The organism is Paenibacillus sp. MAH-35 (assembly GCF_058135425.1).
Genome location: NZ_JBYUPU010000026.1, coordinates 51,029 through 65,211 on the forward strand (window position 1 = coordinate 51,029; position 14,183 = coordinate 65,211).

Consider the following 14,183-nt stretch of genomic DNA (forward strand, 5'->3'; position numbering starts at 1 on the left):
CCCAAGCCACTGTCAAGTGAGCGCGAGGACTTTTCTTACTATCAGCACGCTTGAGTTTATCACCGTGATAAAGTGAGAGAGGTGATGTGGCTTGAAGTAGAAGATAGCTCGTAAGAGATCAAAGGGAATGGGGATGAGCGTAACGTTTGGATGTGAATTTGGCGCGCGGCGCGGCAGAAATGCCAACACGCGAGCGGTTTTCTTGTGGTACGATGAGGTTGTTTCTATATCAGTGTCAGAGCTGACCCATGACCGATCTTACACCAAAGGTGGAAAGCGAATGAGCCAAACCTACCCTTTAATCGATGTATTCAGTTACCGAAATGAAAGCTTTCTGTCTTCTTTTTTTCACACCCATTCCGAATATGAAATTTTATATGTACACGCCGGTCAATGCCGATATTTATTAGGGACCACTGTTGTTGATCTGACACCCGGAGATATGGTCGTGTTGAACGGGATCAGCTCGCATGGACCTCTAATGGAAAGGCAAATTAAATGTACCCGCACGATGGTCCGCTTTGACGAAACGGTTTTGAAGCCGCATCTTAACCAGCCTAGACTTGTGGATGTATTAAAGCCGTTCCGGGACTTGCTTCATTACCGATGCCGCTTGTCGGAGAGGACCCAAAAGGAAGTGGAAATGGTATTTTCGCAAATGCACCGTTATTACAACCAGCCAAGCTCAATCGAATTCAATCGGCTGAGAGCCTCGTTTATCGATTTGCTGCTCATTATTTATGAGCATAGCGAACAATTGCTGCGGGAAAGAGTCGCCATTCCGGTAGAGAAGGAACAAATTGTCCGGAAGCTGCTGAACTACATCGAGCTGCATTACGCCAATGACTTGACGCTTGACGAGCTGTCCGACTACGTGCATCTAAGCAAATACTACATGGTGAAGCTGTTTAAGGAATTGACCGGTACGACGGTTTTTGAACATTTGAATAAACGCAGAATCCATCAGGCGAAGCTGCTATTTCTGGTCGACTACAAAATGTCGGTGACGGATGCTTGCTACGAAGTCGGCTTCAAGCAGCCGACTCATTTCTCGCGGAATTTCAAGAAGATGGTCGGGATGACTCCCGAACATTTCAAAAAGTTGTGCCGAGAGCGCAATTAGAGATATATTCGGCGAAATTATCACCAAGCAATGATGAGAGAACAACAATCGGCTATGCTATCTTATATTCGTAAGCGCTTACCGACAATAAATCCGTTAAACAGGCCCGGTGGTCATCGGAGTCTGCTGCGGGATCGGCAAAGGGGAAACGCGTATGAATGATGAAGAAAGCAAGCCGTTTTTGCATGCCGGGGAACGGAAAGGGGAACGGGAAGCAGGGACAGAAAACAAAGTCAGCCGCAGGGAGATGCTGACGGCGATCGGTGCGGGCGGGATGGCTCTGATGGCGGGAGGACTATGGAACGGAAGCTTGGCGTCGGCCGCAAACGGGCATTCGGTACGGAGTGCGGTTTATGGCGGCGGGAGTTGTCCGGACGGGATCGGCTCGAATTGCGTGACGTACAAGTATGACGGCAATCAGCCGGAGCGGACGGCGTGGGATAAGCTGCGGGAGCAAATCAGCGTCAAAGATTTCGGCGCCGCAGGAGACGGGGTGACGGACGACTCGGCTGCCTTTCAGGCGGCTATCGACGCCTTATCGTTAAACGGGGGAGGGCGGTTGCTAATACCGGAAGGAACCTATGTGTTCCCGGCTGTCAGCCCGACGATTCAAGCGCCCACGCGAACGCTCATCACGTCGGATCATATCCACATCGAAGGGATCGGCTTGCCGACGATCCATATGATCGGCATAACGAAGTCGTATCTCGATTCGATCGACGATCTGAATTCGTCGGGAAGAGACGTGTTTACGGTATTCAGCTTTATGGGAGTGGCGAACGGTTCGGTCCGGGGCATCCGCTTCACGGGGGATTGGGACGGAGGCGGGACGTTCCGCTATCAGTCGCCGCGGGCCAAAGCTGTCGGATTTACGGGCTGCACGGACTGCGTGGCGGAACAATTGTACGGTTCCTATTTGCTGGGCAATCTGGTCAACGCGACTCCGGCGAACTTCGCTCATAACGGGTTTTATAAAAGATGCAGCGGAATACGGATTTCGAACTGTTATGCGGAGTACTGTCTGGAAAACGGATTTAATTATATGGGCGACACCTACAATAGCTCCATCACCGATTCCACGGCAAAATTTTGCGGCTCAGCCGGTTTTGAAGGAGCAACCGTCAATCTGACCGTTACGGGGAACTTGTTCGCGAACAATAAGTATGCCGGGCTGTCGATCTCAGGCAAGCAGGTGGTAGCTTCCTCCAACATATGTACCGGAAATGGCGACGGCGGGGTTCCAACCAGCTCGACGATGGGCAACGGCATTTCGATTACGTATTTCGGCAATCTGCCTACCGGAGACATTGTACTTGCCAATAATATCATTAAGGATAACGGAGGCTTTGGCATTTACGTGTATCCCGGCGTAACAAAAGTTACGATTGACGGGAACATCCTGTCCAACAACAGCCAGGGCAATACGTACAAAGCGGGCATAAACCTTGTCGGCAGCGCAGCGAGCCGCATCAGCGACATCGAAATCAGCAATAACCAGCTGCGGGACGATATCGGCAATACCACTTATTTTATTAACATCAGTTATACATACCTGGTTAAAGTAACGAATAATCGCTGTGTGATGACGGGGAACAGTATGGCCTATGCCCAGGGGACGGCGTCGGACTGCGTGTTTTACGGCAACCGCTCGAATCGTCCGATTATCGTGTCTCCGAGTGCGGTGGACTGCTACCAGTATGACAATTTCGGAATTAACCCGAAGACGCTTGTCCAGTCAACGGTACCTTCAACCGGCACTTGGACTATCGGGGATCGTGTGCAGAATACCGGAACGTCGGGTGCAAATGCATCAATCGGATGGGTATGCACGGCGGCAGGAACGTTTACGCCCAGCACAGCTTGGACCGCCAATCAATCCTACCCGGCAGGTGTTTATACAAATGCCAATGCCAAAGTATACCGGGCTGTCAAAAGCGGTGTTTCGGGGACGGCATCGCCGGGTCACAGCAGCGGGATCGCCGCCGACGGAACGGTTTTATGGGAGTATGTATCCGTTCATAGCACTCCCGTGTTCAAGCCATACGGGCTTCTGAGTGAAATCCAAACCGGCAAAGCGGCTTACAGCGGGGATGGCGTGACGATGGTTTATCCGATCCCGCACGGACTTTCGGGGACCCCGTCGAGCTACCAGGTCACGCCGGCCTCCGCTGATTCCGGAACAGCGGGTATCGCTTATGTGGAGGCCGATGCAGCGCATTTGAACGTTCATTTCCTGTCCCCTCCCGCTGCAGGGGGAAATAATGTACTTCTGGTGTGGAGTGCAGAATGCTGAACCGGAAATTAGATAATGGGGGAATCGTTGCTATGAAGATACGTAAAAGGATCAGATCCGTTGTTTTGCTTGCAGCCTTGAGCACCGCCGCTGCCTGCGGCAATCCGGACGAAGGAGGGAAGGCTCCAGGAGCCGGGACAAAGACACCGGATCAAAAAGAGCCTGTGACATTAGCGTTTTACTGGCCTTACGGGAACGAAGAAACGTTTATGAAGGATTACGGGGATCAGATCCGCAAAAAATTTCCCCATATCACGGCCAAGTTGATTCCGTACAAAGATACAAAACAAATCGACGAACTGGTCATGACCGGGGAGCAGCTGGATGTTATGGCCATCTCGATCGGCTCCGTCGACGCTTTTCTGCTGAGACTTGGGCTGCAGAGCGATATCATACCTTATATTGCAAAATACAAGACCGATCTGAATCAATACGAACCGGCCAGCATCGAGATATTGAAGCAAATCGGCAATGGGAAAATCTACGGTTTGCCGATATTCGACGTGCCTTCCGGCGTTTATTACAACAAAGATATTTTCGACAAGTTCGGCGTTCCTTACCCGAAAGACGGCATGACCTGGGACACGATGTACGAGACCGCCAAAAGGCTCACCGTTAAAGACGGAGGCACGCAGTATTACGGCGCATTAATTTCCGCCTCCCACTTGGCGCTGCGCAATCCGCAGTCGATGAACATGATCGACCCGGTCACAAATAAAGCGGCATTGGCCACGGATGGATGGAAAAGCTTCCTGGACAATGTAACGCGATTTTACCAGCTCCCCGGGATGGAATGGGATAAAACGAAGCTTCAGGTGGCCAATCAGGGGAATATGTTCATGAAAGATCGGACTGTCGCCATGTGGCTGCCCGTAAGCGCTTTGTATACGGAGAAGGAACTGGAGGGTATGAACTGGGATCTCGCGGCATTTCCGACGGATGTGAAAAACCCGGGGGTCGGTCCGCAGGCGTATCCGTTTTATATGTTTGTGTCGCAAACCAGCAAGCATAAGGAACCGGCGTATGAAGTAATTTCGTATTTGGCCTCTCCGGAATTCCAGCTCGAATTATCCAAAAAAGGCCAATATGTCAGCATGTTGAAAAATAAAGAAGTAAGAAGTGCGTTCGGTCAAAATTCTGCGCTTTATAAAGGTAAGAACGCAAAGGCGTTTCTGGCGGAGAAGAACGCTCCCCCGATGCAAATTTCGAAATATAATGCGAGTGCGGGAGGCCAGTTGTTCAATGCATTCATATCGGTCGTTACGGGTGTACAGGATGCGAATACGGCGCTCCGGATCGCTGAGGAGACGGTGAATAAAACGATTGAGGCCGACAGCAAAAAGTAGCCGCAGGCCGTTCGTCACAGATCTCGATCGGGTGTCCCCGCATATGGACAGGAGAACCAAATAAGGGTGGTTGGTAGCTATTATTTGATCTGAAAACTCGCTTGGACACGGAATGTGAGCGGTTTGCGACCGCTAAAATCCGCGAAAAGGGTCCAACCCCGGCAGTTGGGTTGAAATAAGGGGGGCTAATCGCCTCTATTCGACCCTGCCGGATGCCGAAAATAGAACATGCCAAAGACTCTTATCTCGTGACAGAGCTCGCTGTGCACACGCCAAATGACCGTCCGGGCGCCTTGACCGGACGGTTTTTCATAGTAAGCCTGTAAGCTCCTGTCTTCCGACGATCGAAGGGTAAACACTGGTATGTGTCAAAATCCGCGTAACATCCGCGAATTTCCCCAACTGCGCTCCATCTTCGAATCTGCAAAAACTTTCAAAAAAGAAAGAAGAGCCTTTTTTCCCTTTCCAAATGATAGAGTGGCGCTTATACTAAAAAAGAGACATGTATAATACAACTCATTATTTTTTATGCATGTTCCAATACGGTATCCCGGGAAGCGGGTGGTAGCGGAGAAGGATTGGAAGCGTTGTCATGAAGCTGTACGTCGACATCCAAGAACCGGCCTCATGAACCATTCGTGTATAGGAAACGGGAGGGACCCAGATGAGTGTATCGATTCGCCGGCCGATATCGGTCGTGCTTTGTTTGCTGATGTTAGTTTCTGCAGTATCATTTACAGCTTCCCGGCCGGCGTTGGCTGCGGGAAGCGGAGTAGCGGAGTTTATTATGCCGGATACGACGGTTTACCGATTTGGAAGCGCTGTCCCCGGACAGCCTTCGGTCACGCTGGCGGGCGATCCGAACGCCGCACCCAAAGTGACGAACGCTACATATGGAGTGAAGATTGAATCGACGCTGACGGCGCCGTCCCGCACGTTCGAATTTCAGGTCGCCCAGGCCGGAAATTACATTGTGAAGCTCGGCGGCATGACCGGACAAGACGGCGGCACGGCCGACGTCAGCATCGACGGAGTCAAGGCGTCGCAGTACGGCTTCTACAGCGTGACGGGCAAATATCCGCGGCCCGATCTGTATGTGCAGGAGCTGCCACTGACCGCCGGGACGCATACGATTACGCTGACCGTAACCGGCAAGGGCAACGGAGTCGGCAACGGCACGGGAACGGTCATGTATCCGCATCGCCTCGTGCTGATCAACAGCGATCAGGTGACGAACAGCAAGACGCGAAGGACGTATATGACGGATGCGAAAATGGCAGCGGCGCGGCAAAACGTCCAGCAGTACGACTGGGCGGCGGCATTGCGCGATAGCGTGCTGGCCAAAGCGGACGCCTTCGTCGCGCTCGGGTACAAGGGACTGTGGAACCTGGTGCCGACCCAGGCCATCCCGCGCAGCTATAACACAAATCAGCTTACCGGCAACTTCAGCCCGGTATCCGGCGATCTGAAATCGTACGGCAACTATCCGTGGAAAGCGGACCCGCTGAACGATCCGTGGAAAATTACCGACCCGGCAAGCGGCTACAAGTTTCCGACGAACGACTTCGGGGCGTACTACCGGAGCGGGTTGGACGAGCACGGCAACTTTAATCCGGCATTGGCCGACCGTACGCTTCTGGTGAACACGCTGTATCCGGACAAAGGCCCGACATGGGGCGTCGACGACGGCTACGGCTGGGTAGATCCGCAGACGAACAAGCGGTATACGTTTATCGCTTATTACGCGCACTGGTTCGCCTGGTACGGCAGCCCCGCTAATGTGAACGGCGCGCTCAATTATTTGCAAAGCGCGTACGTCTATACCGGCGACGAGAAATACGCCAAAGCTGGCGCCGTCCTGCTCGACCGGGTGGCCGACGTGTATCCGTCGCTCGACGTAGCCGAATTCAGCAACGCGGTGTACGTCAATTCTCACGGGGGAACCGGGGACGGCAAGACGGTAGGATCGATATGGGAAACGTCGCTCGTGAAAGTATTCGTCGGCGCTTACGACGCCTTTTTCACCGCGTTTGATGCGCCGGACGTCGTGGCGTTTCTCCAGGCCAAGGGCCAGCAGTACAAACTGCCTATGAAATCGAGCGGCACGGAGATCCGCCGGAACATCGAGGACGGCATCCTGCGGCAAGTGCAGCCGGGCATGTACTGGGATCAGATCCGCGGCAATAACGGATTCCATCAAAGCGCGGTAGCGCTGGCCGCGGTCGTTCACGATACGCTGCCGGAGACGAAAGACTGGCTCGATTTCGTCTTCCAGCCGGGGGCGTTCGTCAATCAGATCCCAAGACGTGTCACCGGAGGCAACGTGCTGTTCAGTATGGTGAACGACGTCGACCGCGACGGGCACGGCAACGAAGCGGGACCGGGCTACAACAAGCTGTGGCTCAATACGTACTTGACGGTTGCCGATGCGCTGGACGGGTATGACAAATATCCGGCGGCCGACTTGTATGAGAACGTGAAGTTCCGCAAAATGTTCCAGGCGATGTATCCGCTGACGATGCTGGGCCGGTATACGCCTTCGATCGGCGACAGCGGCACGACGGGGCAGCCCGGTATTCAGGTCGATAAAGCCCAGTCGATCAAAGCGTTCGAGCGGTTCGGCGACCCGGTATACGCCCAGCTTGCTTACATGCTGAACGGCAATAAGACGGAAGGGATTCATTCCGACGTCTATACGGCCAATCCGAATCAGGTTGCGGCAGACATCGAAGCCGTCATTGCGCAGCACGGCCCGCTCGATCTCGACAGCACGAACTTGACCGGTTACGGCCTGGCGGCGCTTAGGGACGGGGCGGCCGGCACCGGAGCGGATACGAGACGTGCGATGTGGACGTACTACGGACGGACGAGCGGCCACGGGCACCGGGATATGCTGAATCTGGGCTTGTACGGCTTCGGTATCGATCTGCTCCCGGACCTCGGATACCCCGAACAGGCGAATGCGACCGACGTGAACCGGTTCGAATGGGTGAATAATACGATCAGCCATAATACGGTTATGGTCGATAAGAAAAAACAGGCGGCGGTTTGGGACGGCACTCCGACCTTGTACGACGACAGCTCGATGGTCAAACTGTTCGAGGCCGAAGCTCCGAAAGCGTATCCGCAAACCGAGCTGTACAAACGGACCTCGGCGATGGTGAAGGTGGACGAGGCGAACTCGTATGTCGTTGACTTTTTCCGGGTGAAGGGCGGCAGCGAGCATCATTTCAGCTTCCATGCCGCAGAAGGACCGGTAACGACCGAAGGGCTCTCGCTGACGGCGCAGCCGACGGGAACGTATGCCGGACCGGGCGTCGAATTCGGCGTCAGACCGGCAAACGACAGTGTAACCGGATCGGGATATGCCGGACCGGGCTTCCATTGGCTGAAAAACGTGGAGCGTGACAACGAGCCGTCCGCGGCGTTCAGCATCGATTACGACGTGGAGGATACGTGGAACGTTCATCCGGTCGACCGGGATATTCACGTGCGGATGACGATGCTTGGCGATCTGGACGACGTCGCTTTGGCCGACGGGGTTCCGCCGCGCAATAAGCCGGGCAACCCAGAAAGTCTCAAATACGTCGTCGCCCATCGCAGCGGCGTGAATCTGGACAGTACGTTCACGTCGGTGATCGAGCCTTACGAGAACTCCCGTTTCATCAGCGATATTTCGCAAGCATCCGTATCGGCGGCGCCAGGCTCGGTATCGGCCGACGTGTACGGCGTGAGGGCAGTCAAGGTGCAACTGGCGAACGGCCGGACCGACTACGTCGTCAGCTCGATGAACCCGGATGCGGCCTATGTGATCGACGGCAAAATCCGCTTCCAAGGCTCCTTCGGCGTCTACTCCGAAAACGGCGGCCAGCCGGTGTTCAGCTACGTAAATAACGGCGCCTCTATCGGCAGAACCGGTCCGGAGTACGCCGGATACGCGAACACAGGAGTTGCCCGTCTGGAAGGAACGGTCACCGACTTTACGAGGGAGCTGTCGCTTCAGAACAAGCTTCAGGTACAGCTTGATCTGCAAGATCAGCAGCCGGGCAGTCTGATCGGCCGATCGGTCTACGTGCGCAACGACGGCCAGCGCAATGCGGTCTATCTGATCAAGGACGTCGTGCCGCTTGGTGGGGGACTGTACGAGCTTGATCTCGGCGATATTACGCTCATCCGCTCTTATGCCAGTACGACCGATTTGTCGCAAGGGTTTAAGTACGACGTAGCGCCCGGTAACACGTTCGTCATCCCGCTCGCCCGTCAGTTGATGTGGCCGGCTTCGATAACGATCGTATCGCCCAAGACGGAGCTGACCAAAAACGAAACCGTCCAGCTCGAGGTGAAAGGCTGGTACGCGGACGGTACCGAAGCGGACCTATCGGGGTATGAGCTCGACTGGGACAGCGAGCGCCCGAACATTGCCAATGTCAACGGGCAGAGCCGGCTGAAGGCGCACAACAAAGGGACGACGACGATTTCTGTGGAAATCGAGCCTGCAGATGACGATGATGACGATGATGACGATGATGACGATGATGAGGAGGACAGCGAAGGCTTCGAGTTCAAGCTCGGGGCGGCTTTGCAGATTGCCGTGAAATAAGGAAAGGGGGAGAAAGGCTCGTCGTCTGCGCAGATGCAGGCGGCGGGCTTTTTTCATTTACCAGAAAGTATATCGTAGGAGTGGCTCTAAATCTCGGGAAAAGCCAGCGTCAAAAGACGCCGGTAGGCGTTTATCCTTGGGGTTCTCGGGTCAGAGCTCTTGCTGCGCAAGGGAGGGGCGGTTTGCCGCCGCGGCCTTGCCGGACCGGCTGTTTCCCGATCGATCGCGGCGTCTGCACAATATTGCGGCGGATTAGGACCAATACGCGGAAGGCGCCATTTTCTATACTAGGCTTATCATGGAACAACGATTAAGGAGGAGGGCTGCCTAGGGGGGAGGTCAGAACAACGGGTTTCGCAAATGGAAACGTTCGTTAAGGAAGTTATGTGCTCAACCTACTTTGCAAGCGGTTACAAAATGATCACTTTCGAAACGGGGGCAGGAGTATGAAAAAGTTCGTATTGTGTATGGCTTTACTGGCAGTATTCGCGAGCGGCTGCGGTTCCTCGGGGACGCCCAAGGCAGGCGACAGCGGCAAGCCGGAGGAAACGCCGGTCAAAATGGAGCCGGTAACGCTGAAATTGTACAATTATGGCGCGCTTACTCCGGAGATCATCGATCAGTTGTTCGTTCAGCCGCTGAAACAGAAATATCCGCATATCACGCTGCAAGTATTGGAACGCACGGCCATGCCGATCGAAAACCTCGCCATCGGCGGGAACGAAGTGGACATTATTACAGGGTGGGGCAGCCTGCTGGACCAATTCGCTAACTTCAAGCTGCTGGCGGATATGACGCCTTTGATCAAAAAGTACGAGGTGGATCTGAACCGGTTCGAGAAGTCGAATCTCGACGGCGTCAGGCTGCAATCCGATACGATCGCCAAAGGCGGCTTGTTTGCCCTCCCGTTCGGCTACAACTACTATGCGACGTTTTATAATAAAAACATCTTCGATAAGTTCGGCGTTCCTTATCCGTCCGACGGCATGACCTGGGAGCAGGCGGTCGAGCTCGGCAAAAAGCTGACGCGCATGGAAGATGGAGTCCAGTACAAAGGTCTCGATCCGGAAGGCATCGAGAAGGTCGGGAACTCGCTGTCGATCCCCTACGTCGACCCGGTAACCCTCAAGGCTGCGGTAAATACGGATGGATGGCGGAAAGTGTTCGAGCTGACCAAGCGGATCAACGATATCCCCGGCAACGAATTTCAGATCACGAGCCACGGCAATACGGTCAACCGGTTCGTGAAGGACAAAAACGTGGCGATGCTGGCCGCACCCGAAGTGTTGAACGGGATGGCCAACGCCGATTTCGACTGGGACGTCGCGGAATATCCGAGCTTCCCGGAGCGGCCGCACACGTCGGGGATGGTTCAGACGTTCGTGCTGCAGATCGCCTCGAACAGCAAACATCCCGAGCAGGCGATGCAGGTGATCAAGCTCGCGACCTCCGACGAGGTGCAGACGGCGCTGAGCCGGTCAGGCATCATGCTGAGCGCGCTGCAGAACGAAGCGATCAACAAAAACTTCGGTGCCGACCATCCGCTGCTTAAAAATAAACATATCGAAGCGATTCTGAAAACGAAGCCGGCCCCGTATGTCGTGCAAACCCGGTTTACGAAAGCGCGGGGCATACTGGAGGCGAAATACAAAGATTACGCGGCAGGCAAAAAAGATGTGAACACCGCGCTGCGGGAAGCCAGCGAAGAGATCGACGCGTATATTGCCGCCGAGAAATAACGGGGTCGAATATCGGATATCGGGCAACCGGATTTTAAATACCAGCCTGGCAGTTGCTGCGGGCTCGACCTCTGATTACTGCGGGGCCGGGCAGAGCCGGAGCCTGATCCCAATAGACACAGTCCGCCTACGGAGTGGGAGCGGACTGTTTTTGTTTTTTGTACGAAACTCATACCTTGGAGCCCCAAGCGGCGCAAAAAAGGTCGGGGGCAACCCGCTTAATCTTTAGACTAACGAATCGTATCGTGCTTATTGCCGGGAGAATGGTTTCTATTTGATTTAACGAACCCCAGTGATCTTATGAAGTCGTAAACAGACGAAAGTGTGATCGGATGAGTGAAATAACGCTTATGAAGTTCGCAACAATGTCATATCGTTGAAATTTGACCCATTAAGGGTTACTCGGTTCGTTAAATTAACAAGCAGCCTGCCGTTCTCTACCCTCTGCATCTGTTGGACTGTGTCGGAGCCGGGAGTCTGCTATTATACCGTGCCGGAACTTGTTTATAAAACGTCCATCGATAGTGCTACTTTTCATGCATCACGTGAAGGAGCGGATGTTCCGGGCGGATATCCGGCCTGAAATCGGGACGGTTAGGGGAGTGAATCTATTCCTGGACCGAAACCTAATCTTTGCGGTTTACTCCTCCATCCGGCATTCCTTCTTGATCGATTAAGTTTCACAGGGGACAGACGGCTGCCGGTTTCGGCCGGATTAGCGGCAGTCTTCGGACAATAGCGGACTGTGCACCAGTAGTTGGTTGCTTGGGCTGGCAGGAGAATACAGCTTCTCCATTCCTCTTACGCTGCCCCGCCCGGCTTCGCGCCTATTACTGTAGTAGAGGGCCGCAACGCATTTTAACGGGCGGAACCGTGATCTTCCTATTGCGGTATTTTAGGGAAAGTAGGTATGATGGAGAGGAGCAGGGCGATGGAGACGGAACGAGAGGAGCGGTCGTAATGTCGGTACCCCAAGTGGCCAAGATGACGAGCATACCGGGCAAGCGGCGATTTCAATTCGATTGTTTGCACCTTCCCGAGCCTATGCGTTACGGACCCTTATTGCTGCAGCAGATCGGCGATCTGAGCTGTGATGCGAATTTTGTCCTTTCCAATCACCAGCAAGTCTGTTATGAAATCTCGTACGTCGTTTCGGGAAAAGGCTGGTTCGCCACCGACGATCACCGGTTCGATCTGGAACAGGGCGATATCTATATCGGCAAGCCGGGAGAGTACCATCAGGGCGGGAGCGATCCGGACGAACCGTTCCGGTACTTGTACCTCGGCTTTCATTTCAACCCGTCGCTGCCTGCGGATCATCCGTTCCTCGATATCAAGAAGAGGATGGACAACAAGGCGACGCCCCGCTGCCGGGACCGGCTGGACATCCGCACGCCGTTTGTCAATGTGCTCAAAGAAATGTGCGGCACCAACCGGTTTTCCGAGTCGATGATTCAGATGTACCTCGAGCAGATCTTAATCTTGACCTACCGCAACTTTTTCTCCGACTGGGATGCCAAATATCCCGGGGAAGGCGGAGAGAACGCCGCGAAGAGAGCCGTTTACGCGGCTATTCATTATATCGACGACCGTTTGCTGCTGATCGACGACTTGAAGGAAATCTCCGATGCGTTCGGTTACAGCCTATCGTATTTGTCCCATTTGTTTTCCAGGGAAACGGGCGACTGCCTCCGCGATTATGTGGTCAAGAAAAAGTGGCGCAAGGCGGTCGAACTGATGAAAACCGGAGAATACACGATCACGGAAATCGCCGCCATCATGCGTTATGACTCGATCCACACGTTCAGCCGCGCTTTTCGCAAGGCGTTCGGTTATTCCCCGACGCAATATATCCGCGAACATTTAAAGCCGCCCTCCGGGGCTGGCGCTGCACGGAGCAATAACGCCGTTTTATAAACCGGCGTGCCTGATCTGGAAGCGGGACCTGTCCATGGCGGCAGGTCTTTTTTCGGTTTGTGGAGGAGGGGGACAATTTCCGGGCGGCTGCACAATAATACGGCGGCGCCGGAACAATACAGCGGAGACGTCCTTCCTTATACTAAGCGTGAGACGAGGAAGGGGAGAGTGCGTACCGTGAAAATGACAAACAAAATTGGCGTTATCGCCGACGGGTTTCGGGTGGGGGTCAGGCAAGGCATAGCGAAGGCGAAAGAAGCCGGAGCGGAAGGAGTACAGTTGTATGCCGTCCGGGGAGAGATGGAGCCGCAGTCTTTATCGGCGTCGGCGCGGCGGGAACTGAAAGATTATATCGCATCGCTCGGACTGGATATAGCCGCCTTGTGCGGCGACTTGGGGGCGTTCGGTTTTGAGGACGAGGCCGCCAATCCGGAGAAAGTCGAGAAGTCGAAACGAATCATGGAGCTCGCCAAGGAGCTCGGGACCGATATCGTGACGACGCATATCGGGGTTATCCCTTATGACCCGGAGAGCAGGGAGTACGCGGCGATGCAGGCGGCTTGCAGGGAGCTGTGCGAGTATGCGGAAAGTATGGGCTCCTATTTTGCCATTGAGACAGGGCCGACTACCGTTTATCATTTGAAGCAATTTCTCGATACGCTCGGAGGTAAAGGTGTGTCCGTCAACTACGACCCGGCCAATCTGGTCATGGTTACCGGTGACGATCCGGTTCGCGGCGTATATACGCTGAAAGACTATATCGTGCATACGCATGTGAAGGACGGAGTCCGCTTCGTAGCCGTCGATCCGCGCGAAGTGTATGGGGCGCTTCATTATACGCCTCAGGAGAACGGCAAGATTCGGGAGCTGGTTCGGGCCAGGAAGGTGTACACCGAAACGCCGCTGGGAGAAGGGCATGTTTCGTTTGACGCTTATTTCCAGGCGCTGCTGGATATCGGCTATACGGGCTATTTGACGATCGAGCGGGAGACTGGCGAACATCCGGAGGCGAATATCCGCCAAGCCGTCGATTTTGTGAAAACATACCGGTAAGTTGGTGGCGGCTGGCGGGGCTGTTTAGGTGCCGGGCGGGCGTCGGCAGGGCTGTGGCGGTTTTACATGGGCCGCGGCCCCGGACGTTTTCGCGGAGGGAAATAAAAAAATG

The 14,183-nt window shown here is 54.4% G+C and carries 7 protein-coding genes; all 7 read left to right on the forward strand.

The features are described from left to right. Positions 1–280: 280 nt before the first annotated feature. On the forward strand, positions 281–1,123 hold the full coding sequence (locus tag AC3Y2E_RS23210; RefSeq protein ID WP_379214596.1) for an AraC family transcriptional regulator: 843 nt from the start codon (positions 281–283) through the stop codon (positions 1,121–1,123). Between the two features lie 154 nt (positions 1,124–1,277). Continuing rightward, positions 1,278–3,416, forward strand: coding sequence for a right-handed parallel beta-helix repeat-containing protein (locus tag AC3Y2E_RS23215; protein WP_379214598.1), 2,139 nt, complete (start codon positions 1,278–1,280; stop codon positions 3,414–3,416). Positions 3,417–3,448: 32 nt separating this feature from the next. Next, a complete protein-coding gene (locus tag AC3Y2E_RS23220) occupies positions 3,449–4,762 on the forward strand; it encodes an ABC transporter substrate-binding protein (RefSeq protein WP_379214600.1) in 1,314 nt (437 codons plus the stop codon). 664 nt (positions 4,763–5,426) lie between these two features. Then, positions 5,427–9,362 (forward strand): heparinase II/III domain-containing protein, encoded by a 3,936-nt coding sequence (locus tag AC3Y2E_RS23225; protein ID WP_379214603.1) that lies wholly within the window; start codon positions 5,427–5,429, stop codon positions 9,360–9,362. Between the two features lie 446 nt (positions 9,363–9,808). Beyond that, complete coding sequence (locus AC3Y2E_RS23230; RefSeq protein WP_379214605.1) at positions 9,809–11,101, forward strand: ABC transporter substrate-binding protein; 1,293 nt, start codon at positions 9,809–9,811, stop codon at positions 11,099–11,101. 960 nt (positions 11,102–12,061) lie between these two features. Beyond that, positions 12,062–13,018: an AraC family transcriptional regulator gene (locus AC3Y2E_RS23235; RefSeq protein ID WP_379214608.1), complete on the forward strand. Its 957-nt coding sequence runs from the start codon at positions 12,062–12,064 to the stop codon at positions 13,016–13,018. A 183-nt stretch (positions 13,019–13,201) separates the two neighbouring features. Beyond that, positions 13,202–14,071 carry a sugar phosphate isomerase/epimerase family protein gene (locus AC3Y2E_RS23240; RefSeq protein WP_379214676.1) on the forward strand — a complete coding sequence of 290 codons (870 nt, stop codon included), beginning with the start codon at positions 13,202–13,204 and terminating at the stop codon, positions 14,069–14,071. The last annotated feature ends 112 nt before the right edge of the window (positions 14,072–14,183 follow it).